Genomic DNA, 25,430 nt, shown 5'->3' on the forward strand with positions numbered 1-25,430 from the left:
TGTAGCGGCTATACGATGGTTTAAACCGCGCTCCTGCACGCGCTATTGGGCGGCATGCGGTTGCAATAAAACACGACCGTGATGTAGAACTTACCTCGCGACGGATTGTGTTGCGAAGGCGTCCCAACTGCGCTTCGCCAAGCAGCACCCTTCCCAGCTTGCACAGCGAAAATGCTGCTTGCGTGTAAGGAAAACGGAACGGGACAACCCTAGTCGCGGCTGGATTCGCCCGGCTCAACCTCTGGCAGGGACTATGACGCACGCGAGGACTTTCGTGCCCTTGAGTGATCTTCTCAAGAAGAGCTTGATGGATCGCTACATCAGCGCTCGCAGATCCTCCGCACGAATAGTTACCATTGGAAGCGATGCGATGCCTTCGAAGACAAAAAGATGACGATCGTCGAGCTAAGCTGCGCTCGGCTGCGTACGAAATCCCATCGCCAATCTTTGCGATATGCCGCGCCACGCTCCGCTTCTCCAAAACCTACCATGTTCTTAAAGTCTGACAGCTTCCTAACTGGCGCCGCGCGAACTGGTAAATCGATTGTTTGGATGAAAAACATCCACACTGCGGATAGGTGACAATGCGCTTTCGGGGCCTTGATCTAAATCTTCTTGTCGCGCTCGATGCTTTGATGACCGAGCGAAACCTCACGGCGGCAGCGCGCAGCATCAACTTGAGTCAACCGGCCATGAGCGCTGCAGTTGGCCGGCTGCGCACGTATTTCCGTGACGAGCTCTTTACGATGAGGGGGCGCGAACTTATCCCTACTCCACGTGCGGAAGCGCTCGCCGCTCCAACTCGGGAGGCTCTGCTTCACATCCAGTTCTCCATTATGTCGGGCAATACGTTCAAGCCGAGCGAGTCGAATCGTCGCTTCAAGATCTGCGTGTCCGACTTTGCCACGATCGTACTACTCCGAAACGTGGTTGAGCGTGTCGCGCGAGAGGCCCCCGGCATCAGATTCGAGTTCATGCCTCATGCGGACCCGTTCGATCAGCCGATTGAACGCGCAGAAATCGATTTCCTTATAGTGCCCGAGGTATACATGTCGCACACACATCCCAGAGCGGTGCTCTTTGAGGAAAGCGTCGTGTGCGTCGGTTGCCGTTCGAATAAGCAGCTGTCTCGACAGCTTACATTCGAGCGATACATGTCGATGGGGCACGTTGCGGTGAAGTTCGGGCGTTCCCGAGTGCCCTCCATAGATGATTGGTACATGAAGGAGCACGGCCTGAAGAGACGGGTCGAGGTCGTCGTGCAGAGCTTTGGCATGATCCCGCATATGCTCGTGGGCACCAACCGAATTGCCACGATGCCCTCGACGCTTGTGAAGTACTTCGCAAAGACGATGCCACTGCGAACCAACAGCCTTCCGCTACCGCTTCCTGGTTTCACCGAGGCGCTCCAGTGGCCCTCGGTCCACAATACAGATCCAGCGAGCATTTGGATGCGCGAGGTTTTGATAGAGGAAGCAGCGCGCCTGACCCCTGTTGGTTCTAAATCTCTCGTAGGCCATCGATCGAACTCCTCTTCGTCAGCTACAGACGCGGCTTCAGATGACTCAAAATGACGACCGCCACTCGCGCGCTCGCTTCTCCGAGAAGTGCTGTTGAAGACAATGGTCAGGCAAAGCAGCTTGCCGTATCGAGCGATTCCGCAAGGTCAGTCTCGGCCGTTCCGCGCTCGCCGCACTGATCCATCTCGCTGCCGCATCCTCTCTTTCGAGCGTTCGTTAGCCTTAGACCCCATCTTGCCCTCCACACAAGGCATTGGGCGAACGATTGATCAGGTCATGTGACGCCCCACGTGCATAGACCGCCTTTCGTCGTCGATGCTACTCGACCATCTCGATCGTGTTGTCACGCCAGCGATTTACTACGAAGCCGGGAGACGCATTGTCGCCTTTTGCATCGAAACGAACTTGGCCGACCACGGTGTCAACCTCGTGCGCCCGAAGGGCTTTCGCCACGCGCAGAGCGTTGAACGAGCCAGCACGCTTCGCCGCGTCGGCCCATGCTTGCACGGCGGCATAGGCGTAAAGTGTATAGCCCTCGGCCGACCTATTTGATGCTTTCAAGCGAGCGACGACGTCGGCCGCATCGGGCCTTTTGGTGGCGTCGGGCATAAATGTGAACAGAGTGCCGTTTGCGGCGCTGTTCGCAATCGCCCAAAACTCGCCTGTCATCAGAGGATCATTAGCCATGACGGTAAGCCCGGCTTGTGCGTCCGCGGCTTGCCGTACAATCAAGCCGATTTCCGTGTGGTAGCCGCCGATATAGGCAATCTGAATTCCTTCTCTCTTCAGCCTCGACACCAGGGCCGAGTAATCTTTCTCGCCGGCCATATAGCTTTGCCGCATCAGGTCCTGCAGGCCCGCATCGTGAAGACGAGATGCAACGATATCGGCGATGCCCTTCCCGGCAGTGCTCTTGTCATCAAGGATGGCAATCTTGCTCTTGGAATAGTGCCGCAAGATATAGTTAGCGGCGACGACGCCTTGCTGGTCGTCACGGCCGCAGATCCGAAAAACGGTCTTGAGGCCCCGCTCGGTCAACTGAGGATTAGTTGATCCAGGCGAAATCTGGATAGTTGCGGCTTCAGCGTAAACGTCGGAGGCAGGAATGGAGGAAGAGGAACAATAGTGACCAACGACCAACCTGACCTGGTCCGCCACCAATCGATTCGCGACTGCAACGGCTTGCTTCGGATCGCAGGCGTCGTCGGCAACGATCAATTTGATCTTTGTATCGAGAAGCACTCCGGAAGAATTCAAATCGGCCACCGCCGCACTGACACCATACCGCATCTGCTCACCAACCGCGGCGTTGCTTCCCGTCATGGGGCCCGCCACTGCAATATAGACATCGTCAGCGGACGCGGCCGAGATCAATACAGAAGCGAGGACCGCAGCGCCGGCAACCGAGATCTTGCTAAAGAATGCCATTTGACGTCTCTGACTATGGTTTTGCCCTTATGCTGTGGCCTGAAGGCCCGCCTCTGTAGCGACATCAACTGCCGCACAGAAGATCTTCCGCATCGCTCGTTTGTTCTTTCTTACGCGCCTATCGATCAGCATCATCTGGGGCGCGCGCCCGCCGGCGGGCATGTCCGCAGCCTTCCTGCGACATCGCGTCCAGGCGAGTAGGCAGTTCCTCTACACTCACGTCCGATTCGGCGTTCTTCGTAATGTTGCGCAAACGATCGCGCAACTTGGTTGCTCGCGCGACCTGAATCTCCGCCCGCTCCAATTGTTCACTCAACAAGTTTGGAAGCGAGCACCTGCCCTCCATCGCTTTCCTGATCTCTTGCAAAGAGAACCCAAGCTCGCGAAGCGCGAGAATGTGATAAACTCTTCTGACGCTTTCAGAGTCATAAATTCGGTGACCGCCGCCCGTGCGCTGCGACGCTCTGAGCAATCCCGTATGCTCATAGTGACGCAAGGCGCGCACCGTCACGCCGGTCGCCTCCGCAAGTTCACCGATGCGTCGCCACCGACGCCTGAGTACAGTAGGTCTGGTCATGTTTCTCTTTTTCAAACCTACAACCTAACGTCACGTGAGGTTCAAGGGGTTTCCACCACCTGGTGCTCGTGTTGCCAACTTTCCGCCGGCAATATCGAACCTCGACTTTCCTGGAGCGGCTACTCAGGCTGGGTGACATGCATGATACAAGCAACCACTCTACTGCCATAGCGCCGGATAAAGTCGACACGGTGTATCGAAGAAGAAGCATTCTAGCGCCGCGGGACTAGGCGGCTGACGCAATCGCCACCATCAGCCTTCGGAAGAGAACCAATTGGGCCTTACTAGCGGCTGTACGTCCAAGTACAAGCTTGGCAATCTCTGTTCGATTGACGGGAGTTCGCATGCTTGCAGGTATCGCCGCCACCACTTCATCGTAGATCTTTCCCAATAGTGAAAGGTCTTCTGGATCGAAGACCCCACTTCGTACCTGCAAAACTTCCACCGTCTCTCCTATCGAAAATCGCGCCGGCGGCTCGGCTCCTTGCAAAGGGTTGGGGCGAAAAGAAGACCGACCTGCGGTGCGTCGGGCATGAGCATGGCGACTTGCTGCGCGCTTCGGCGGGGATCGCACTGGCGTGATCGATGCGGGCAAAATGCAATGTCGACTGGATTTTGACTGCGCAACCAAGCGCGCGGAGCCTCGAACTCATGGCGAACTCCTTCTGCCCGCCAGCTTGGACGGAGATCGCGAATTGTCGCGTGTTCTTCCAAATTGGTTCGAACTTTCTGACCCTGCTCACACGCAATCGGGCAGCTCGTGATGAACGAGCCCGAAGTCTGAGCCGCGCCTCCGACGCGCTAAGGCAACGCTTTATCGCTGCCTGGAACACAAGGCTGCATACACGGGAATGGCTCTGTTCGACCTACGTCAACGTCGTATCGCCGTTTCAGGGTTTTGCGCCAACGCACGGCGTGGTCCGATCCGACGGCCATGGTTGGCTTGAGAAAGAGACGATCCGCAAGAGTTCGGTTAGAAGCACCGCAATACCGATTGCATTCGACCGAATGCTGTTAGTAGCGCACACTGAAGTGACCGCGGTCGTAAATCGGCTCAAACATTCGTACCACGCTGCGACTGATCAACATCGTGCAGAAAAGTGCGCGACTCACATTGATCCCGCAAACTGCAAGAGCAGGATCAGCATGTAATACCACCGGCCAAAGACAGAGAATCACTCCAAACGAGCGAAAACAGGAATAGATTTTCGGCCTGCAGAGTGGCGATGTCCGGGCAGGCCGGTGCAGAGATTGCTCTCGGCGATGACTCACGTAGAGAACCGCCGTTAGCGCAGCGAATGAATTGATCGAACAAAGTCTATTCGGCTTCGGAATTCACATGGAGCTTCCGAAACTACGCGCCTTCGTCGAGGTCGTACGGCAGGGCGGGTTCTCCAAGGCCGTCAGATTCGTGTTCGCGACCCAGTCTACGGTCAGCAAGGCGGTCAAGCAGTTGGAACATGAGATCGGTGTGCCCCCTACTTGACCGGATCGGCCAACACATCAAACTTTCCGCTGCCGGCGAAATTGTTTACCGCCGTGCAATCAGGATTCTGATTGAACGGGACGATCTAGTATCCGAACTCAACGAGCTGCGCAGCCTCAAATGCGGCATTCTCAGGCTCGGTTTGCCACCAGTTGAGAGTGGCATACTCTTCGCGAAGCTATTTGCGATCTGCCGCAACGTTATCCAGGCGTCGAGATCCGCTCGTGGAGTACGGAAGCGAGCGACTGGAGCAGATTTTGCTATCAGGCGAGGTCGAACTTGCCACCTCGTTCTTCCCGTATCGGAAGCTTTTGAATGGCAATGAGGTCAAGCCTGAGCCCCTTGCTGTTCTGCTAACCGATTGACCATTAGTTTTTCGCAGTGTCAATCCCTTGACCTTTCGACATTGCGCGTGATTCCGTTCATTCTCTTCGAAACCGGGTTTGCATTGAACCGCGTGGTTATGGACGCATGCCGACGGCACGGCTTTGAACCGCGGGTCGTAGCGCGCACCAACCAGGTTGATTTCATCATCGAGCCTGCTGCGGCGGGCATGGGCGCCGCCTTTCTGACAAGGATAATTGCTGAGCAACGCACGCATCGTTCGCTCGCTTGGGTACCGCTCCACGAAGCTGATACAGACTGGCAAATTGCAAGATCTGGCGGCGCGATGCTTGTCTGTCGCCCGCCGCGAGGGCTTGGCTGGATCTGGTAGCTTACACGCGCGCCGAAAGTCATTCCGAGAACGACTGAATCGCTACCGAACGTCAATACCGTCCTATCGCGTGCAATGCGCATTGCATCTCGTATACCACCTATACCACGAGGGGCCGGCGAACGATCGTTAGCGCCGCACGAAGACTAACTGACTATTTGACATTGACTGACGAGCTCACTCGTTTCCGGGGGCACGATAGTGTCATCTGCAACTTCGCAGGCGGCGTTCAGTGCGCTATGCAAGTCTGCGATCAGCTCGGTCGGACTTTCCATTCCCGCGTGTATGCGAAGCAACGGGCCTGGAAAAGGAAGCGCCCCCTCCATTCGTTTCGGCGGCTCGACGAGCAACGCGAGACTTTCGTACCCGCCCCACGACAGCCCAATCCCAAAGAGACGCAGGCTATTGAACAGAACCGAAAGTTGCGGCGGCGACATGGGCTTCAGAACAACTCCAAAGAGTCCGCCGGCGCCCAGGAAGTCCCTCTTCCAAATGACATGGCCCGGATCGTTGGGAAGAGCCGGGTGGAGCACCCTGTCGACGGCTGGATGAGTTTGCAGATTCTGCGCCAGGACAAGGCCATTTTCCCAATGCCGCCTCATACGCAGACCTAGAGTACGAATTCCCCGGAGGGCGAGATAAATATCATCCGGTGCGCCTATTTCGCCGAAATGCTGCGCAGTTGACTTTAGCGCGTGCCATGCCGCTTCGTTCGCAGTGGCAACGCCAAGAAACGCATCGGAATGGCCAACGATATATTTCGTCGCAGCCTGGACCGAAATGTCGACCCCATGCTCGAACGGCCGGAAATACAGAGGAGTCGCCCAGGTGTTGTCCATGATCACAAGTGCGTCCGACAGATGTGCGATCGCCGCGAGCGCCGGTACATCTTGCACTTCGAACGTCATGGACGAGGGCGATTCCAAGTAGACGGCGCGTGTCTTTGCGCTGATTTTCGCAGCCAATTCTGACGGCTTGGTCGGACAGAAATACTCCGCCTTGATTTGCAGCCTGGCAAGAACATTGTCCGCGAAGGCTCTCACAGGCGCGTAGACGCCATCGCTGATCAGAACCGAATCGCCCGCCTTCAAGCACGCAAGCAGCGAGTGACTACAAGCCGATTGCCCGGATGGGAAAAGAATCGAACGGTAGCCGCCCTCTAACTTACAGATCGCGGTCTCCAGGGCACGCGACAGGGGCGTACCGAAGCGACCGTAGCTGGGATTGTCTTTGTTCCGGATGTCCCATTCCTCTAAGGTCTCCGATATGATGGTAGATCCGCGATAGATCGGCACATTCACCATCCCAGCATGTTCTGCCGGCGCACGGCCGAGCCGACATAGTAGAGTTTCGGTGTCTCTTACGTCCTTTTCGTCCTGCAAATACTTCATGACAACTTCTCTTCAATCGCACTGCCTTCCCGCTCGCGCCACGTTGCCAGGCTGCGGGGCCACCTGCCTGCTTCGGCTGCATTGGTGCAACAACGATGCCAACCTCGAGCAATGCCTTGAACGGTGATTTGCCGTATTCAATGCGACTTTGACCCCCGCTGACATTTACGAGCAGCATGCTCAGCCGCGCTGACTTCTGCGATTATTTTTGGTTTTGCAATCCAGCTCGCCCACATCGAGATCGGATTTCGTTGTAAGGAATGAGACATTTTCCGATCATGATCGAAAGGTCTTGAAACGAACGTAAGGTCAAGTTGTAAACTACCAAAACTGGGGAGGCATCGGGGCCTTCGACAGCTCGCGAACGAGGATTGTGAATGTCTCAAACGCAAATGTTTGCGCCGCGACCATCCGTCACGCCCCCCGATCAGCTCCGGCAAGACGCGCGCAATTACCTGCGTGTGCCTGCTGGAGAACAACGGCAATGCCCCTTCGTTCGAGGCGTGACCAGGCTCCAGACCGACATTCTTGCGAGCAGCCATCGCCGAACAGGTGTGGCTGAGGTCTATGCCAATAGCTTACCGCGCGGTATCGCCGAGATTCCCGAACTTGGCCATGACTGCTCACAGCAGTTAAACAGCACCCGAGTTGGGCGCCCTTCTCTGCGTGATCATCAGAGAGCACACATCCGACTGGTGCACCGTTCGCAACGCATGACACACCCTATGCAAGTTTCAGTTTTGCGTTTGGTTTCGTGCAACTGTTCGGATCGGACTCTAAAATCGGGTTAAGCTCCGCGCTGACCGGCTCTGGCGAGACAAGGTCGGCCTGCTGACGCGCAAGCTCATGCGCATGTCCCGGAGTGTTCACCCAGATAGGATGATAGCCATGCTCAAAACCCATTCCCTTCGACGGAGCGACCACATGTCAGACGCAAGGCTGCTAAGCGCACTCTCATCTCTTTCGCACGTGGCAAAGCAGTTAGACGTTCCGCCACCTGCTCTCCCCGCGCTTGACGCAACTTGCGTCAAACTCAACATGAATGAGAACCCGTTTCCACTGCCGCCAGTTGTCAAGAAAAGCGCGATTGCAGCGTTTGAGCGGCATTATTTATACCCGGAAGATGACAATGTAGGCTTAAGAGAGGCTGCCGCCTCTGCTTACGGGCTTTCCGCCGAACAGGTGATCGCGGGGAACGGATCGTCCGAACTTCTCGGCATCATCTACAAAGCGTTCCTCGCTCCAGGTGACGCCGTAGCGATGATGTCGCCCGGATTTTCGTTCAACCGCAAGCTCGCGATGTTGCACGAGGCCCAATTTCTGGAGATTGGGTGGGGTCAGGATCACTCCTTGCCGACGCAGCAACTGCTTTCCGGCCCCGTTCGCGATGCCAAATTTATCGTGCTAGCCAATCCGAACAATCCGACGGGAACGTTTATTGCGATCGCCGAAATCGAAAGGCTCGTAGCGCAATCTGATCGACTGATCGTCCTTGACGAAGCGTATGTCGACTTTGCGCCGGACAATGGACTACGGCTCGTCAACCGCTATTCAAATGTTCTGCTCCTGCGCACGTTCTCGAAAAGTTATGCCACGGCCGGCCTCCGCATTGGTTTTGGCTTCGGTCATCCCGAGCTTGTCGGCAGGCTTCGTACCATGCAGAACCTCTTTAACATGAACGTGATTGGTCATGCGGTCGGCATGAGCATCATCGAGCATCGAGACGCGTTCGAGGAGAACCATCAATATGTCGTGCGTGAAAGAGAGCGAACAAGCGTCGCGCTATCAGCACTTGGATTTACCGCATTGCCGTCCCACGCCAACTTTCTGCTAGCTCGCGTGCCCGAAGGACACGACGGCGCGTGGTGGCAAGCCGCACTGCAGAGACAGAACGTGCTTGTTGCGTTCTTTCCCGAAAGCGGTCTGGAGAATTTCATACGCATTAGCATCGGCACAGAAGGGCAAATGGATGCGCTTCTTTCAACCGTCAGTGATATTCTTTCGTCGCCAAACTGACCCCAAACCAATGGCCATCCTGCTTCACTACATGAGGTGATCGAGTGACAAGTACTTTCCCTTCAACACTTTCGTTCGGCATCTTCGATCACCTGGACGCGGACGGTCATGACGTAGCCAAACAGTATAACGATCGCCTCCTCCTTGCCGAGGCATGCGATCGACTGGGATTCTATGCGTATCATCTAGCAGAGCACCACTGCACTCCGCATGGGAGAAGCCCCGCACCAAATCTGTTCTTGTCGAGCGTCGCACAGCGCACATCACAGCTTCGCGTCGGTCCGATGGTCATGCTGCTTAGTCTTCATCACCCGCTGAGGGCCTTCGAAGAGGCGTGTATGCTGGACCATTTGAGCGGCGGTCGACTTGAGCTTGGCATCGGACGCGGTTCACTTCCAGTGGAATTGGGCTATTTCGGGGTCAGCGCCGAGGCGGCACCAGGCCGTTATGCAGAGGCCAGCGAAATCCTTGTCAAAGCCATGCGAGGTGGCTCGCTCTGCTACGAAGGGGATCACTTCCGGTTGGACGACGTTCCATTGACGCTAACGCCTTATCAGCGACCGCATCCGCCGACATGGATCGCCGTTAATCAACCCGGCTCGGCAAGCTGGGCCGCTGAGATTGGCGCAAACATCGCAAGTATCGGACCTGCATCCTCTGTTCGGAGGATTACTGATGCGTACCGCTCGCGTCGAGAGGTACGTCCAGATGTGAATGGTCAATCGCCGTTTCTTGGCTTGCTCCGCATGGTTGTGGTTGGCAACACTGAAGCAGATGCTTATGCACTTGCTGCGCCGGCTTACGATCGTTGGCTCGAGAGCTTCAAGTTTCTTTATGAGCGCAACAAGATCCCCACTCCACCGAACCTCCCCTTGACTTTCGATGCAGCAATCGAGAGTGAGCTGTGCGTCGCGGGGACCGCCTCTTCGATCAGGCACACTCTTCTTAACCATCTAGAGGAGGCGGGTGCCAATTACCTTCTTTGTCAGCTCGCATTTGGGAACCTCTCTCTGGATGCTTCATTGGCCACGGCAATGATCATTCGCTCCGAAATCATCGCGGGCGCTGGCTGAACATGAGGCTCTGCGTCCCGCTGCCGGCAGCCCCCCTTCGGCGCTTCATTTCAGCTGGGGGGCGACCGCCAGTTTTGAAGTGAAAAGCAAAACGCTCAGCCGAGCGGTAATGTTCGAAGTTCGCCGCGACAGTTGATAAGCGGATAGCTGTCTCCTGAGCGGACCGCCACGGTTCGGCCGATAAATACTCCGTGCGTGCCGATGACTTGGTAGTGCTGTAAAACGCACTCGAGAGCGCATATTGCGCTTTGCAATAAAGGTACATCGAGAATCCCCTGGACCCAGGGAGCCGTGTCGAACCGTTGGGCTCCTTTAGAGCCATCCCGGCCGGCGAATCGCAGAGCGATGTCCTGATGATCAATAGCAAGGAGGCTCACGCCAAACCTGCCGTTCGCAAGTATCGCATCGTGTGTCCCGGAACTGATGTTGATGCCCACCAGCAAACAGGGCGGTTCTATGCAAATCGAGGCAATAGAACTCACCGTTAACCCACGCCGTGCGAGCGCCGTTCCTGTCGCCACGATGGCAACGCCGCTGGCCAGATTTCGCATGGCCTGGCGAAACTCCGCCGCCTCGATTGATTGAATGTCACTCATGTGGCAAGACAACCGAGGATTTGCATCCCCCTAGTGGGGATGTGCAAGTTCTCGGCTTAGCTGCGTGCGGGCATTGTCTTGCTTGCGGCTCTCGGCGCGCGTGTCGAAGTAACCGGCTTGAGACTTTGCGTGTCATTGATGCGCCCCCTGACTCCAGCGTGATTTATTTGAAATCAGCGCGCGGGTTGCTGCCGTTACGTCGGTCTGCCGCATTAGGCTCTCGCCCACAAGGAAGGTTGCTATACCGGCTCGTGAGAGCCGCTCGAGATCAGTGAACGCACAGATTCCGCTTTCGCTGACAATCAGTCGATCCTTCGGGATGACTGGTGCTAGCATTTCGCTTGTCTTGAGATTTGTCACAAACGTGCGTAGGTTGCGGTTATTGATACCAATCATCTGCGAGCGAAGTGTCAGGGCGCGATCGAGTTCGCAGCGATCATGGATTTCGATCAACACGTCCATACCGTATGCTAAGGCCGCAGCCTCGAGGTCGCGGGCAGCCTCGTCGTCCAGCGCTGCCATAATCAGCAGAATGCAGTCGGCACCACGGGCGCGAGCCTCGACCACCTGGTAAGTGTCGAAAATGAAATCCTTGCGCAAGACCGGCAGGTTTGTGGCGGCGCGCGCCATCTCCATAAAGTCAAGGTGACCCATAAAAGAGGGTTTGTCCGTTAAAACTGAAAGGCAAGCCGCGCCCCCTGCTTCATACGATCTGGCGAGCGAAGGCGGATGGAAGTCGGCGCGAATGAGCCCCTTCGACGGCGACGCTCTCTTGATTTCAGCGATCAGGGCATAGCCGCCAGATGCGTGCTTTTTGCGAATTGCGTTTAGAAAGCCTCGCGGGGATGGCGCGTACCGTGCGCGCGCGTCGAGTTCGGCGCGCGAAAGCGCGCGTCTTGCCGCTGCAATTTCTTCCCGCTTATAGATCTCAATTCTCGTCAGAATGTCGGGCTCAGCCATCTTGTCTATTCGGCGTTGGAGACTGCGACTAGATGCTTCAGGCGCGCTGCGGCGGCACCACTGTCAAGTGACTCCCGCCCGATAGCGACGCCTTCCTTCAAAGTTGTGGCCCGACCGGCCACTATAAAGGCCCCTGCCGCGTTCAAGAGAGCAACATCGCGATATGGGCCTGGTAGGCCCTCGAGCACGCTTCGTAGTGCAATCGCGTTGGTATGAGGGTCCCCACCCTTCAGCCTCTCCTTTCCGTAACGCGGGAGCCCAGCTTCTTCCGGCGTCACCTCGAACGTGCGAATTTGGCCTTTGTCGAGGGCGCTGACAAAGGTGGGACCGGTGAGCGTCATCTCGTCAAGCCCATCGCAGCCATGCACCACCCACGCCGCTTCCGCACCGAGCCTTTTGCAGACTTCCGCTAAAGGCTGCACCCACTTGCGCGAAAACACGCCAATCATCTGCCGCTTCACCCCCGCGGGATTGCAGAGCGGCCCGACGAGATTAAAGATTGTGCGGGTCGCGAGCTCGACCCGGGTTGCGCTAACGCTTTTTAGCGCCGGATGGTGGTCCGGCGCAAACATGAACCCGATGCCGGCGTCCCGGACACAGCGAGCGACATCTTCTGGCTTCAAGTCGATTTTCACGCCCAGGGATGCCAGTACATCGGCCGAGCCCGAGCGTGAGGAGAGTGCGCGGTTGCCATGCTTGGCGACAGGAATGCCGGCGCCCGCGATGATGAAAGAGGTACATGTCGAGACGTTGAACGAGCCCAGACCGTCGCCGCCCGTGCCCGCAATGTCGATCGAATCGGCGGGTGCATCGACCCGCAGCATTTTGCTGCGCATCGCGGAAACCGCACCGGTGATTTCTTCAACTGTCTCGCCGCGCACCCTCAGCGCCAGCAGCAACCCGCCCATCTGCGAGGGCGTCGCCTGGCCCGACATCATAATGTCGATCGCCAAAGCCATTTCCTGGTGATCCAACGGGGCGCCGCTAGCGACTTTGCCCATGATCAATTTGAGATCCATCACGTGCTCTTGAGCCTGTCGGTAATAGTAACGCTTACGGAAGTTCGGGAAATTAAGTGCTCATATGCGAGCGACGTGAAAGACTGGAGCTTTGGCAGCCTATGGCCTTCCGCCTGTCCGGCGACACTTCTGGCCTCCACAAAGGCCGCACCGACTGCTGTCTGGCAACATCCAACGAAGCGCGCGGCAGCTGTAAGATGCTCCAGATCGCGTTTTTGCCACGCCCGCGCCCTTCATATCAGCATTCATTTGCACCACGAACGTAGCTGCGCCATTGGCGAGCCAGTCACTTTGCCTCGCGATCGATTTCAAAGCTTACAACCTGACGCTGCGGCAGCTTCAAGCCATTTCGGTGAACGAGCTCGAGGCCATACTCACAAAAATAAGCAGGCTAGCGCCGCCACCGGGCGTGCATGAACCTGGCATACATTTGCCACACTGATTAGCCTCGACGCCCTTCCGACCCGCGATCAGGAGGCCTCGCGTACCGGACCTTGGTCAATATCTCTGCCGAGACCATCCTCCCGCGGGCTGGTCGCCTCGGGGACTGGTCAGCCTAAAACAAAGGCTGCGCTTCACGAAATAGGAGAGTATTCGCTCCTCCCCCATCTGAATGGAACTGCCAAACCTGCCTCGGCTTAGATCACTCGGGATGGAAATGGCAACAAGTCGCCAATGCTTAGGAACCGATCTCATCGATGGTGCAAAGAAAACGACGGACGACTTCTCGACCTCGCGTCAAACAAGGAGCCGCCGAAGAGAATTTCTATCCTGCTCGAGAGGAGCGAACGGGCTGTCGCTCTGCGGCTCAAGAAATTGCGATCGACACCCCCAAGATGCCGGGCTTACGCTGAGAAGTTCGCCTGACTTGACCTCGCGCCCGTAGCGGGAAGGTCAATCAGGTGACTAAAGGGACGGGCATTATTCGTCGCACCGCCTTCTCCGGCGGTGCGCTCCATTCCTTGTGACACTGCTTGCCAGCTTCATTCCTTTCGCCCGCATCACGGCTCATGCGGGGCACCATCGCGCCGGATATTGCTTTCCTGCCCCCTGAAAAAGGGGACACCTGGCTTCAATTGAGTAGCAACGCATGCGTCCGAACGGAGAAACTCCACCTGCCCAAAGACCAGTGATGGCCCGGCGCATGGCGTCCAGGTGATTGCCGAGGCCCAGACGATGCAGTCTTAAGACGGAGGCGTTCAGAAAACCCCCGCCGATTCACTCGGCGGGGGCTCTGCAGGTGGATGACGCGAGGCTCGCGAACGAGGTGTCGCATCAAGGACCCGCACTCATCGGACGCTATAACCACCGGCTGTTTGCATCAGCGCCATACGTCTATGATCGCGTATGGTCGATAAGAAATGATTCGGCTGCGGAAAGACGCGCATCGGCGTTGTCCAATGAACCGCCGAGTACGCACGCTCTCCCACACTCCGCTGTTGTTATGAGTATCAGAACGCTCTGCGCTTCGACAATTCAGTCGGGCGTTCTGTAATGCGGGATGTCGGCCGCAGGTGGACCGTGTGCAAACGATAGCGCTCACGCCTCTTTCGAGAACGCCATGCACGGATACCGTACCCAGCCGCGAAACCCACAAACAAAATCGGAAGCAGAACTAGAAACAGCGTCATTGAGAAGTCTCTCTTTCCAAAGCAATTGCCCTTTCCGGGGCGACAAGCGAAGACATCATGAAGCGCCTTGTTGTTTGTGCTGACACTACCCTTGTCCACTCTACAACTTGACGCCGGGTGCGATTCAAGCCTTCTCGCGTGGAATATTATGCTGCCGCGGAAGCCGCAGACCAATATTGCTTCACTCAAGTCCGGATCGCCCAAAGTACTGCTGTTTGGCAGCCCAGAAAAACGAGTCAGCTTTGCCGGGAACTAATCCTACCTGCTCGTAGTGCGCCACCTGTCCTCTCGCCCAGCTTTGCTTGTGTGATGGGCGCTGGCCGGATCAATTCCGACCACGGATCAATCATGACAGGTATCCGCAAACGCGGTGCCGCGTGGAGCTTTTCGTCAGGGCATGGAGATGGCCCCACGCTCGGACTCAAAAGTCGAGGCGGCGCTTGATCGCGATCGGTCGCTTGCAGCTTGACGTGGGGTTTACAGATCCTACAGAAGTCATAGATGGATACTCCTCGCAACTGCGATCCTAAGGCCATGAAATGAAGGTGAAAGAGCTTATTGAGCTTCTATCAAGATGCGAGCAAGACGCCGATGTCGTCATCCCAGACTCGTTTTCATCACGCGGGGCCTTCGCCGTGGTGAAAGCGGTCCAGACTGGGTGGACTTTTAATCCGCAGCTTGCGATCGACGATATCTCCTTTTGGATCGATGGGGTCGACTATGTTGAGCCGCCGCGCGGTAGCTATTTAGCTCGTGGCGTTAGGTTGCTCGGTCCAAAATGTGGACCTGTACTCGCAATCCAATAGCACCTCAGAAACCGCTAACCTCGTTGATATAGCCAGCTTTAAGCCATCGATAGCTTTCGCAGGAGAATTGTCGAAAAGGTCTATAACCTAGGTTGTCTGGCCTCGCCGGACGGCGTTTGCCGCTCTTGTTTAGCTATTGGTGGCCTGGCAAGTGCGGACGCGGAGGGCCGATTATCAAGCCTTTGCGAGACACGCGTGAAGAAAGCCGTAATTGCCCAGCGAACGACTCAAAGCAAGCATCGTCGCATACAATCAAATCAGCATTACTGACGGACGTGTCAGGATTTTTGGCTACAATTACGCGCAGATCGGCCAATGATAAACTCACCCAACTTTCGGTCGGATCGAACTTGCGGGTCGAGCCACCTGGGCATTTTCCCACGCCCTGACCAGGTTTCCGGCGGGCTCTTTGGATTTCGATACTTTGGCCGCACAAGGCGGATAGGGTCGACGCTCAGGGGTTAGCCGGGTGAGCTTACCGATCGCTCCCATAGTCCGCAGCCGCTCATCGAGCCTGACCTTTTCGCCGTAATCCGTTGGGTTAGAGCAGCGGAGATCTTCTCGTGGAGATCAACAACTCATGGCCTTCAGGTCATTCCGCTTCATTGCGAACTGCCAGCGCGAGACATTTCATCAAAGAAATAATCTCGTGCGAACTACTCTGCAAGCGCTAGCGCGAGTAGCGGGGCGAATAGCTTCATTAAAACTGACCTCCTTGGACTAGCGTCCATGATCAGCAGCAGCGGCTGCATCACTGAGACTTCGGCATAATGCGATAGCCAGGCAGCATCACGCGATCGCGTGATGCTGCCTGGCCGCCAAGGAAACGCGCTAACAGCCAGTATTCCTAAGCAATACATCACCCTCAACTGCGCGGGGATAGAGCCTTACCACTTCGAATGAAGGTAAGAGCTCAAGGATGGCTTGCAGGGATAGCTGCCCTTCGTAAAGCTCGCGGTCACTATACTCCGTGTAGATATACCGCGTATTGCTTAAGGTCCGCCCGCCGCCAGCTATAACATCGGACTCCGCTCCCTGAACGTCCATCCAGATCAAGTCGAGCTGGTTTACGTTCGCTTCACTGGCCCAGTCATCCAGCCGTCGAGTTTCAACTGAGATTGGTTGATCAAATCGAACCCACTCATACTCAGTAAGGTGATTCTTTGGCCGGCGTATTGAACCCGAGAGGTCCCAGTCTTTCACCTCAGCATCTGCATTGCTGGGGTGGAATTCAATCTGTCCATTCCGATCGCTGATCGCAATCTCAAAGAGCCTGACGCTTTCGAGATCCCGATGCAGATTCTTCTTAAAGCGGACCACCGCACGGGGGTCCGGCTCAAAACAATAGAGCCGCGCCTCGGGGCAGAGCTCGAGAAACCGTTTTGTGTCGGTTCCATCGTTGCAGCCGATGTCCAAGATAACAGGGCTTGGATTTCCCAGCAGTGAAACAAGCTGCTGGTGTACATCCAATGATGAGGTCGATTCTAGCATGCGCTGTGGTCCCCATGCCCGGATTGCGTTAACGGCGTCGGTAGACTTTCCCTGAACAACGGCATCATGTTTAAATTAGACCTCTCGTTTAGCTAATGCACGTGAGACTCCTGCCGTGCGACTATCGGCCGACGCTATGGCACACTGCGTTTGATCGCCTTCAATGCGCTGGAAAAGGCGGGATCGTTGCTCCCAGAACGATTTGAGCTGGCTGATTTAAGAACCCTCAACTCCTTCGCCGTTACCAGGAGCGGGCTCAACTGGCTCCCGCACCATGGCGTCTCCAAGCGGCGCGCGACGATTTTCAAAGCGCGTTCGAAGCGTCGTTCCGCCTTTGAGTGTGGAGTTGATGCACGCGAGCAGTTCGCTATTGTTGAGCGGCTTACGCAGGAGATGTGACACGCCGGCTTGCAACGCGCGCGCACAGTTGTCGTCGTCGGGCTCGGCCACAAGCAGAACGGTGGGAATTGAGATTCCGGATGCGATGACCCGCTCGTACAGTTCGAGCGGATTTGCGGTCGGTAAATCCACGTCCGCGATCAAACAAGATGTGCTGATGGAGCTTTTCGAGTTCAGGAACTCATCGGCACTCTGGAAGAGCTCTGGCACGCAGCCAAGTGAAATGAGCACCTGCAATAGCGGCTCAAAAACCGACGGATCATTGCACACGACGGAAATGATATCGAGCGTATGGGCCATTCGGACTAGATCTAGGAACGACCTCTTTTGCATTTTCGGCGCGAGCTGACCGCACGGCACTCGATCCTTCTGAAGCAACATCTAACACCTGCAATCGGCAGTTCTCGCCTTCGCCGCGAGGCTAGGACGGGACGCATGGTTGGTTCAATCGAACGGAAGTAGGTGGCCGACATCGAAATGGTTGCAACATCTATACGAAGGTTTGCTGACGGCGGGACCACGCGTCTCTCGCAGGTTTACGCAAGCCGCCGAGAAGACGTTGCCCTAATGGGCAACCGCCCTCGACGCTCGAGGCGCCCCTCAGAATTCTTCTCGGTGCCATCCCGATAGACCGGAATTCGAGTCTTGGAGTGACTTTTGTTATCCGCTGTTCTCAGCGGCTCGTAAAATCGATTGTATCGATAGAACATATCTGAACGTTGGATGGGTTCGCATCCCCGGCAAAAACCGGCGAATGACCGCAAGCGCGGTGCGCCAGCGCGACGGATTATGTATCCACGCCCAGTTCCTGAGATGGGCAAAATAGATCGATGTAACCGTCTATGCTTCCTGTCCGCGGACCCGCATGCGGCGCACTTGCCGCGGAAGATAAGCGGCCTCAACCCTTGATCGGGCGAGCTCCCTCAACACAGTTACCATGCGTCGGGGTCATCCGACCCGTATTTGTGCCGCCAAGCTCGCTGCCTCAGATGGACCAATCCCGACTATGCCAACGAGCCCCGAAGGTGGCGTTGGAATTTCCTGACAAGTCGGCCTCCAAAGATGCAGACAGTAACGGTTGTTATTCACGTATTCGGACCGAGGCGGATGAAGCTGCATGACGCACTCTTCCCCATCCCAAAACAGATCCTTGACGAAGCACATCTCCTGCCAATTCGGACAGCGCCGCGGTATCGACACGGAGACATGTTCCCAACGCGCATGGAGTAGTGAAATGATCTTTAGTTCACAGCCGCAAGGCCCCTGCACAATGAAGAGACCGCAAGGTCCTGATCCCGGTGCGCTGGCGAATTGTCCATATCGTACACGACCGCCCTCGAGCTGGTCCCCAATTTGCGCTCTCATGCTACCTCCTTTGCCGCGTAGATACACCGCTCTGACTTTATCACGTCGCGCTCAGACGCATCCTTCGCGTCAGACGAGCACTGACGAGCGATGCCTGTACTTTTCTTCTAATGTCTCGATCTACAAGCGGATGTGGCAGGACGTCCTGCCTGGACTCAAGCTGCGCACCTTTCCTGACTGACAAGACCATTCTGCTTCCTGATTCGTTCACTTTTAATCATCAATCGCGATGCGCCGTTGTCCCAGCTGCTCTGTCGTACTCGTCCTAATTGGATCAATGCGCGATCGCGTAGAAACTGGGCAGAGACGCCCAAATGCAGCGACAGGGAATGCCAAGTTTGCCGCACTTGTGTTGGCTTCTCGATTTTTACGATTTGAACGTCGCTTCGAGCTTCCCAAGCACAAGCATCAAGGCACTCGCTCGCCGATAAGCGATCAGCGGTGACCTTAACGCCTAGCTCCGTTGTAAGTTCGCCGCGAATCTCCGAGCGGCCCGTGGGGTGCGATTGCCCTACTAGCGCCCCTTATCCGGTAGGACGATATGTTCGGCGCGGCCGTCGTTCGATAAGACCAAGACATCCCGCAGACTTTCGAGAAAGCGGCGGACATGGCGCAGGCGACCAACGGTCGTTACTCAATCCGAAGGTGCCATCACGGTCCTATCTTCATTCTGCCGAGCCTACCGAGGTCGCCAAGCATCCGCCCCAGCGAGACGGACGCGCCGCGTCCGACCTCAAGGGCTCCTTCCACCCTTGGGGTCCGCGTACGGGCGCTTCGATACGAGCGCTCCGACCACAGCTACCTTGATCTCGCTTATACCGTTCATCGCGCATTGATTTGAACGCTCTTGACACGTGTTTGATCCCCCACAGCCGGTCAACTCTCCTCCGAGCGCCGACCACTTGCCCCACCTATTGGCGCGTAAGCCGATCGCGAATGTCTCCCACCCTACAACCTAACGCAGCGTCAGATTCAAGCCATTCCCAACGCTTATTCACGACCAGCCAGACCGGCTGGCTTGGCGAAGCCCTAGCTTGCCCGTCCACACGACGGTAGCGGCTGCGAAGATGGCAGATACAAGCGGGTCTAGTGGGACTTCAAAGCGCTAGGCATTCGACGAGCAGTTCCCAATTCGGCCACGAAACATCGTTAAAATACAGCGCGAGCTAAAAAGGGGACGACTTATGCGAGCGCGGCGTGTCTGGTCTATTAAATCTCCAACAACACGCCGAGATACGGACATTGAGAGACTTCAGAGTCAGCTAGAAGTCCTCAACCAACGCCTGAATGAACTTGAGTGTCAGATTCCAGATCTTTCGGCCATAGCAGCTATTAGGGGAGGCGCACTCACGCTATCTCGGGACATTGAGGATGTTCGGTGCTCGGCAGACGCTGACGCGCTAACAACACATCTCCAAATAGCTCGTCTCGATGCGGCGCCGTAGCAAAGCAACTGTGTCGCCGCATAGATGGTTGCGCATCCTGCATATGATGACGCCTCTTCAAGATACCCTTCGGTTGCGGCTAGCGGCCGATGTCCGCTACAAGAAAGCGGCTATGTCCGGCTTTCGAAAATCCGTTGGCATCTTGGTTTGGCAGCGAAATTCGAATCGGTGGGTGACCCTCCGGTCATGCCCAGTTCGTCAGCCGCCCGGATTGCCGTCTCGTGCCCTTTTGTGCCCTTTTGTTATCCCAATGTTCGATGCGTAACGCCCCTAATCTAACCTGATTTCTTGATGCTTTTGGGATCGATTGTGGCAGCGCCCGTTTAGCTTCTTGCGGTCGAGTTCGCCTTCCCACCAGGCAACGATCACGCAGGCCACGCCGTTGCCGCAGAGATTGGTCAGCGCGCGGCATTCGCTCATGAATTTATCGATGCCGAGCACGATCGCCATGCCGGGCACGAGCCGCGGATCGACCACCGCCAGTGTCGCGGCGAGCGTGATGAAGCCCGCCCCAGTGATGCCGGATGCCCCCTTTGAGGTCAGCATGGCCACGACCAGAATTGTCATCTGCTGACCTAAGGTCAGATCGAAGCCGAGCGCTTGCGCGATGAACAGCGTCGCGAGCGTCATGTAGATGTTGGTGCCGTCCAGGTTGAACGAATAACCCGTGGGCACCACGAGGCCGACCACCGACTTCGAGCAGCCGAGCCGTTCGAGCTTCTCCATCAAGGACGGCAGCGCGCTCTCGGACGACGAGGTGCCGAGCACGATCAGCAGCTCGTCCTTGATGTAGGCCAGGAACTTGAAGATCGAAAACCCGGCGAACCGCGCGATGCTGCCGAGCACAACGAACACGAACAATGCGGCAGTGAGGTAGAACGTCGCGATCAGACCTATCAGGTTGAGAATCGCGCCGGTACCGAATTTGCCAATCGTGTATGCCATCGCGCCGAACGCCCCGATCGGCGCTGCCCGCATCACAATCGAGATGACGCCGAACACAGCATGGGCGGCATCATCGATGAAGTTGCGGATGGTGTGGCCGCGCTCGCCGAGCCCCATGATGGCGAAGCCGAACAGCACCGAGAACAGCAGCACCTGCAAGATCTCGCCCTGCGCGAAGGCGCCGACCACGGTGTCAGGAATGATGTGCAGGATGAAGTCGACGCTCTTCTGTCCCTCGGCCTGCTTGGCGTAGTTGGCGACCGCATTCGCGCTCGCCGCGGCGCTGCCGAAGCCTGCGCCGGGCTTGACGAGATTGCCGACGAGAAGCCCGATCAGGAGCGCGAAGGTCGAGACAATCTCGAAATAGACCAGCGCCTTGACGCCGATGCGACCGACCTTCTTAGCGTCCTGAATATGGGCGATGCCGGAGACGACGGTGCAGAAGATAATCGGGGCGATCACCATCTTGATCAGCTTGACGAAACCGTCGCCCATTGCCTTGACCCAGTCGTTGGTGGCGACGGAGGGCCATAGCCAGCCGACGACGGTGCCCGCCACGATGGCGATTAGCACCTGGGCATACAGGATCTTGTACCAAGGCTTCATGGGCGACACAACGACGCGAAAAGTCGAAAGAGATTTCAGGCTCAGCACTCCGAGCTCGCGTCGGAAGCGTACGCCAGGGCTGAAAGTTCAGTTTCAAGATTCGGCCGGTGCTTGAAAATTGCGTCGATTAATGCCGACACAGGTTGATCGGCACCCTCGACCAGCATTGCCTTCTCCTCGCGCTTGGAGGGGGCGAAAACGCGTTTGACGATAGTCGGCGAGCCCTTAAGACCACATTTCGAGATGTCTGCAATGCCCGCATCGTGAGCATTCCATTTTACGATGTCAGTACGTGCGGCGCGCAGCGCATCGATCATTCCACCTCGCCGGATCTCGTTCGTCGCCTCCAGCATGGTGATGAGACATGGAAGCTTTGTACGCAGCACTTGTACGCCGCCTTCCGAACGTCGCTCCACCTCGATTGCGCGGGCCTCGAGATCCAGGCTCGTGATCTGGGCGACGTAAGTGAGCTGAACTACGCTAAGCCGCTTGGCAATACCCGGCCCAACCTGCGCGGTGTCGCCATCGATCGTCTGCTTACCAGCGAATATGAGGTCTGGCGGGCCGTACTCTTCTCCGATCTTATGAATGGCCGCCGCTAGCGCATAAGTCGTCGCCAGCGTATCAGCGCCTGCGAAAACACGATCGGTGAGCAACACAGCGCGGTCTGCACCAAAGGTCAGCGCTTTTCGCAGCGAGCTTTCGGCGGCTGGAGGGCCCATCGTCAGAACAGTGATTTCGCCGCCAAACTTATCGCGTAGCTCCATGGCGGCCTCGAGCGCAAACAAATCGAAAGGATTGACGATTGTCGGTACGCCCTGGCGCATAATGGTGTTCGTTACGGGATGGACCCGAATCTGCGCGGAGTCCGGAACCTGCTTTATGCAGACGACGATGTGCATCGGCTATTTCTCCAATAGCTGTGAGGAATTGAGATAAAATGCCAGATCTCAGACCGGGAGACGGACATCCCGGATCAGACGTTGGATTGGCGCTGTCTAAGCGAAGGCCAGGCTTGGTGGCAGCAACGCAACAATGCCGACGATACGTCGCAGACCGGACAATGGTCTCCGCATGTCGAGGCCCGTATGCAACAAGCGATACTGCGGCTGCGTTTGGTCCAGGCGTTTCATTCGACTATCCCTTCGGGCGGCCTTCAATCTTAGGCCGTCTCAAGTTTTTGTATTGCCGCCACGCCGATGCGAGTCTCTGACTCACAGAGCTGAACAGGGCGGGCCTGACGGACGAGCAGGGGTGCGCCGGCCAGCCCCTGCATCACCAGGCTCGGTGGCGATGCTACGTTGAACAAAGCAAGTAGCGTGCCGCATCGCTGCTTTGTCGAGCAATTCGCACGAGCATCCTCAAGGGGCAGCTTTTCTGAGCATCAAGTCATTCGAATTGTCACCAAGCCAACAACTGGCTGCGGTCTCCCACGTAGGTTTGGCAACAGCCTGGCACCCCGGCAATCGTCTACCCGCAGCTTTTCAATCAGAAATGCTTGCTGCTTTTCGAATCAGCTCGTGTGCCGGCGGGCACCAAGGAGCAATTCTGTCCTCAGTAGCAACGTGCCGTCCATGCAGATTTTCCTAAGCGGTGGGCCCGGACTGCGCAGCAGTCCGAGCCCATAGCCTCAGCAACCCGAGAGGGACGGTTGTTCGGCTACATATGCACCGTAGATGGAAGCGCTCTTAATGCGCATTGATGTCGCTCAAGAGCTGCGTGTCGGCAAGCTGGGTAGGCAAGCATCATATCGCAAATAGCGGCCGACCGGTGATCGTGCAACAGGATGCCGCGAGCGATTCAGGATTGTGCCTGCGCCCGAATTGTCGTTGGACAACCTTTCACGAACGATTTGGGGAATTGAATCGTACGTGACGTCAAGTTGTAGGGATGGTTCAACGAAGTCGCTTTCTCGGTTAAGTCCGCGAATCTCAGCTCTATAGCAACGCTAACGACGCGCCGCTTTCTCGGGGACCGCAAAGCAAATGATGCTGACAAGGATTGGACACTTGGGCTTTTTCGACCGGGTGAACTCGTCTGCATAGTCAGATTTTCCTTAGCCCGTTGTGTGGGCGTTCGCATGATCCTGCTTTCCTGCTTGTCCCGAGTATCGACCGCGGTGCGCTCACACTGATCCGTCGGCCCTCCAATCAAACCTAGAGGGCTAGGCGCTGTATCGATGACAACGCGCAATCAGCCCTCCCTGGAGCGAACCCAACGCTCAACCTCAAGACGACCGCTCGAGCGCAGACGCAGGATGCCCAACAGGCAGCTGGAGATACGATGGCTACATTTGCACGCCTGGTTGAACGGAGCACGTATGGAAGCCATTGATTTATTCGTAGTCGTCATGGCCGGTATGAGCTTGGGTGGCTTGGCTGCTGCCATCGCACGCGAGACGTCCGAGCGTGAGTCGTCTTGCTGGGAATACCTCGCGCTGTGGGCCGCCTCAATCGCTCTGCTATGTTTCATCGTTCGCATAATGGGCGCGGCTGAGGCTTGATCGGGAAATCCAAGTAGGGTGCGATCGCATGAACACGCCCCGAACACAAACAGGAATACTTGACGCGAGAGGCGCCGCGAATCGCTCCCCAGTCCCTGATTGGCGTTTTCACGCGCATTTCGATGCAAGACGGGCGCAGAGTCTCGGTCAGAGCGTTGAGTAGATCCGAGAACGTTGGTCAAATCTCTAGGTAGTAAGGCCCGAGCGCGCAGCCAAAAAAGGCGGCCGGACACCGCACAGGTCGGATCATTCGATGGTTTCGGTTGCTTTTCTTAACTGTCGCATCAGGCAATTCCGACGGCCTCTGTAGAGACCGCAAAACTGAGCGCTACACCATCCCCCGTCAGCGGGAAGGACAAGGCGCGGCGACCTATCGGGGCCGAAAGCATAAGCAGAGAGCATAGAAGTGAGACATTAGGACGCAACTTTCCCACGCGGCTGAATTTAGCGTTCACACCACCGGCTCGAATTCTTCTATTCGTGATTGGTCTCTCCTTGCTCGGAGCCAGATTCGTTCGTTTCCGGCGGAAGCTGCGCAGCGACGTGTCGCGCCTCCATCAGATCGAGGACGGCACGGCCCTCGTCAGTGATACGCCAGCCACCGTTCGCCCGTTCAATGAGTTTGTGGGAAAAAATATCAAGGCTCGGGACGCGGGCGGCCATTCTCGCCGTGCGTTCGGCCCACTCTGGACCGCTCGTCGCTAGAATCGCCACGTCGCGCTTAAGCTCCGCCATCGATGCGAAGCCGCTCGGATAACTCACAAGGATCTTTAGGACGGTAACTTGGAAATTCACCTGAGTGAGACATCATATTGTCCGCACCTACCGCCACATGGTCGGTGCTTCGCGAAGCGCTTCGACGCCGATCTGTTTGAGGCGGCTGGGCGTCTTTTCACCTCTAGTGGCGGCTTCGAGAAGCCTAGCGGCAACATGTGCGCGGACGCCTGTTTCATAGCGGGAAATGCTCGCGCAGACCTCGTCGAGGACAGCGCGCAGAAGCTCGGCGGTAGCGGCATCCAACATTGGAGATCCCCCTTCCCCTCGTGACCATGATAATCAGATCGCGGGGTCCGAAATTCAAGTGGGATTAGATCACGACATCGCTTCTACTACTGCTTCATCCACGCCTGGCCCCCAACTTCTTATGCGAATCACGCGATCGACACGCTGCTCCCGTCGCCTTCGCCGCTTCGCCGCCTCATTCTCTCCAGCTACCGGCAGAGAGGCGCGTGCAAAAGGTTGGGGTTCTCGCTGGGTGGTAGGCAAGGCTTCCAATTGGATTGATGCAAGGGGCCCTACATCGGCGCATTATTTCCGCGCCTGGTTGCCTTTTTCGACGGATTTCGTTGGCTCGCTCTGACCGTGATCCTCACGATATCGATCTATCTTTTTGGCTATGGAGATTGCGGCGCCGAGCTAACAGTGGTGACGAGCCTGCGATTGCCGATAGGAGTAGAA

The 25,430-nt window shown here is 56.7% G+C and carries 17 protein-coding genes and 2 pseudogenes; 4 read left to right on the forward strand and 15 right to left on the reverse strand.

Annotated elements, in window-relative coordinates; translation table 11 throughout:
- The first annotated feature begins 584 nt into the window (after positions 1–584).
- Positions 585–1,574 carry a LysR family transcriptional regulator gene (locus SE91_RS25980; RefSeq protein WP_082813925.1) on the forward strand — a complete coding sequence of 330 codons (990 nt, stop codon included), beginning with the start codon at positions 585–587 and terminating at the stop codon, positions 1,572–1,574.
- A 264-nt stretch (positions 1,575–1,838) separates the two neighbouring features.
- Here SE91_RS25980 and SE91_RS25985 read toward each other — a convergent pair whose 3' ends face one another.
- The 3 genes from SE91_RS25985 to SE91_RS37255 form a co-directional block, all read right to left on the reverse strand.
- A complete protein-coding gene (locus tag SE91_RS25985) occupies positions 1,839–2,948 on the reverse strand; it encodes a branched-chain amino acid ABC transporter substrate-binding protein (RefSeq protein WP_082813808.1) in 1,110 nt (369 codons plus the stop codon).
- A 118-nt stretch (positions 2,949–3,066) separates the two neighbouring features.
- Positions 3,067–3,525 carry a MerR family transcriptional regulator gene (locus SE91_RS25990; RefSeq protein WP_082813809.1) on the reverse strand — a complete coding sequence of 153 codons (459 nt, stop codon included), beginning with the start codon at positions 3,523–3,525 and terminating at the stop codon, positions 3,067–3,069.
- Positions 3,526–3,751: 226 nt separating this feature from the next.
- Complete coding sequence (locus SE91_RS37255) at positions 3,752–3,970, reverse strand: hypothetical protein (protein WP_245318527.1); 219 nt, start codon at positions 3,968–3,970, stop codon at positions 3,752–3,754.
- Between the two features lie 894 nt (positions 3,971–4,864).
- On the opposite strand from SE91_RS37255, the pseudogene SE91_RS38290 reads away from it, so the two are divergent.
- Positions 4,865–5,764: pseudogene (locus SE91_RS38290) on the forward strand (LysR family transcriptional regulator).
- A gap of 108 nt (positions 5,765–5,872) precedes the next feature.
- On the opposite strand, the gene metC reads toward SE91_RS38290, so the two are convergent.
- Positions 5,873–7,117 carry a cystathionine beta-lyase gene (gene metC / locus SE91_RS26000; RefSeq protein WP_082813810.1) on the reverse strand — a complete coding sequence of 415 codons (1,245 nt, stop codon included), beginning with the start codon at positions 7,115–7,117 and terminating at the stop codon, positions 5,873–5,875.
- 924 nt (positions 7,118–8,041) lie between these two features.
- Here metC and SE91_RS26005 point away from each other — a divergent pair.
- Both SE91_RS26005 and SE91_RS26010 read left to right on the forward strand, forming a co-directional pair.
- Positions 8,042–9,133 carry a pyridoxal phosphate-dependent aminotransferase gene (locus SE91_RS26005; RefSeq protein WP_061849655.1) on the forward strand — a complete coding sequence of 364 codons (1,092 nt, stop codon included), beginning with the start codon at positions 8,042–8,044 and terminating at the stop codon, positions 9,131–9,133.
- A 44-nt stretch (positions 9,134–9,177) separates the two neighbouring features.
- Positions 9,178–10,206, forward strand: a complete 1,029-nt coding sequence (locus SE91_RS26010; protein WP_061849656.1) for an LLM class flavin-dependent oxidoreductase — start codon at positions 9,178–9,180, stop codon at positions 10,204–10,206.
- A gap of 95 nt (positions 10,207–10,301) precedes the next feature.
- Here SE91_RS26010 and SE91_RS26015 read toward each other — a convergent pair whose 3' ends face one another.
- From SE91_RS26015 to SE91_RS26060, 11 genes and pseudogenes are all read right to left on the reverse strand, one after another.
- Positions 10,302–10,802 carry a flavin reductase family protein gene (locus SE91_RS26015; protein ID WP_061849657.1) on the reverse strand — a complete coding sequence of 167 codons (501 nt, stop codon included), beginning with the start codon at positions 10,800–10,802 and terminating at the stop codon, positions 10,302–10,304.
- A 132-nt stretch (positions 10,803–10,934) separates the two neighbouring features.
- Positions 10,935–11,762, reverse strand: coding sequence for an indole-3-glycerol phosphate synthase TrpC (gene trpC / locus SE91_RS26020; protein ID WP_061849658.1), 828 nt, complete (start codon positions 11,760–11,762; stop codon positions 10,935–10,937).
- A 5-nt stretch (positions 11,763–11,767) separates the two neighbouring features.
- Positions 11,768–12,784, reverse strand: a complete 1,017-nt coding sequence (gene trpD / locus SE91_RS26025; protein WP_061849659.1) for an anthranilate phosphoribosyltransferase — start codon at positions 12,782–12,784, stop codon at positions 11,768–11,770.
- A gap of 2,712 nt (positions 12,785–15,496) precedes the next feature.
- Positions 15,497–15,652, reverse strand: a complete 156-nt coding sequence (locus SE91_RS35565; protein WP_245318530.1) for an H-NS histone family protein — start codon at positions 15,650–15,652, stop codon at positions 15,497–15,499.
- A 397-nt stretch (positions 15,653–16,049) separates the two neighbouring features.
- The gene (locus SE91_RS26030) at positions 16,050–16,709 is read right to left on the reverse strand and encodes an FkbM family methyltransferase (RefSeq protein ID WP_061849660.1); all 660 of its coding nucleotides are present in this window, start codon (positions 16,707–16,709) and stop codon (positions 16,050–16,052) included.
- A gap of 216 nt (positions 16,710–16,925) precedes the next feature.
- Complete coding sequence (locus tag SE91_RS26035; RefSeq protein WP_245318531.1) at positions 16,926–17,408, reverse strand: response regulator; 483 nt, start codon at positions 17,406–17,408, stop codon at positions 16,926–16,928.
- Between the two features lie 648 nt (positions 17,409–18,056).
- Complete coding sequence (locus SE91_RS38295) at positions 18,057–18,473, reverse strand: DUF7694 domain-containing protein (RefSeq protein WP_502687152.1); 417 nt, start codon at positions 18,471–18,473, stop codon at positions 18,057–18,059.
- A gap of 1,715 nt (positions 18,474–20,188) precedes the next feature.
- Positions 20,189–21,469, reverse strand: a complete 1,281-nt coding sequence (locus tag SE91_RS26040) for a dicarboxylate/amino acid:cation symporter (protein ID WP_061849662.1) — start codon at positions 21,467–21,469, stop codon at positions 20,189–20,191.
- A 41-nt stretch (positions 21,470–21,510) separates the two neighbouring features.
- A complete protein-coding gene (locus tag SE91_RS26045; protein WP_061849663.1) occupies positions 21,511–22,371 on the reverse strand; it encodes an electron transfer flavoprotein subunit beta/FixA family protein in 861 nt (286 codons plus the stop codon).
- 2,120 nt (positions 22,372–24,491) lie between these two features.
- Positions 24,492–24,767, reverse strand: a pseudogene (locus tag SE91_RS26055) (hypothetical protein); the annotation flags it as partial.
- Positions 24,768–24,794: 27 nt separating this feature from the next.
- The gene (locus SE91_RS26060; protein WP_061849665.1) at positions 24,795–24,995 is read right to left on the reverse strand and encodes a hypothetical protein; all 201 of its coding nucleotides are present in this window, start codon (positions 24,993–24,995) and stop codon (positions 24,795–24,797) included.
- Between the last annotated feature and the right edge of the window lie 435 nt (positions 24,996–25,430).

It is taken from the genome of Bradyrhizobium sp. DOA1, from assembly GCF_001593325.1.
Lineage (GTDB): Bacteria > Pseudomonadota > Alphaproteobacteria > Rhizobiales > Xanthobacteraceae > Bradyrhizobium.

What these genes read in the sequence shown, in the direction of transcription:
- metC (WP_082813810.1), bottom strand. Translation starts at nt 7,117, where the DNA reads ATGAAGTATTTGCAGGACGAAAAGGACGTAAGAGACACCGAAACTCTA.
- SE91_RS25990 (WP_082813809.1), bottom strand. Translation starts at nt 3,525, where the DNA reads ATGACCAGACCTACTGTACTCAGGCGTCGGTGGCGACGCATCGGTGAA.
- SE91_RS26005 (WP_061849655.1), top strand. Translation starts at nt 8,042, where the DNA reads ATGTCAGACGCAAGGCTGCTAAGCGCACTCTCATCTCTTTCGCACGTG.
- SE91_RS26015 (WP_061849657.1), bottom strand. Translation starts at nt 10,802, where the DNA reads ATGAGTGACATTCAATCAATCGAGGCGGCGGAGTTTCGCCAGGCCATG.
- SE91_RS26035 (WP_245318531.1), bottom strand. Translation starts at nt 17,408, where the DNA reads ATGGCCCATACGCTCGATATCATTTCCGTCGTGTGCAATGATCCGTCG.
- SE91_RS26030 (WP_061849660.1), bottom strand. Translation starts at nt 16,709, where the DNA reads ATGCTAGAATCGACCTCATCATTGGATGTACACCAGCAGCTTGTTTCA.
- SE91_RS25985 (WP_082813808.1), bottom strand. Translation starts at nt 2,948, where the DNA reads ATGGCATTCTTTAGCAAGATCTCGGTTGCCGGCGCTGCGGTCCTCGCT.
- SE91_RS26060 (WP_061849665.1), bottom strand. Translation starts at nt 24,995, where the DNA reads ATGTTGGATGCCGCTACCGCCGAGCTTCTGCGCGCTGTCCTCGACGAG.
- trpC (WP_061849658.1), bottom strand. Translation starts at nt 11,762, where the DNA reads ATGGCTGAGCCCGACATTCTGACGAGAATTGAGATCTATAAGCGGGAA.
- SE91_RS26040 (WP_061849662.1), bottom strand. Translation starts at nt 21,469, where the DNA reads ATGAAGCCTTGGTACAAGATCCTGTATGCCCAGGTGCTAATCGCCATC.
- SE91_RS25980 (WP_082813925.1), top strand. Translation starts at nt 585, where the DNA reads ATGCGCTTTCGGGGCCTTGATCTAAATCTTCTTGTCGCGCTCGATGCT.
- SE91_RS38295 (WP_502687152.1), bottom strand. Translation starts at nt 18,473, where the DNA reads ATGAGAGCGCAAATTGGGGACCAGCTCGAGGGCGGTCGTGTACGATAT.
- SE91_RS26045 (WP_061849663.1), bottom strand. Translation starts at nt 22,371, where the DNA reads ATGCACATCGTCGTCTGCATAAAGCAGGTTCCGGACTCCGCGCAGATT.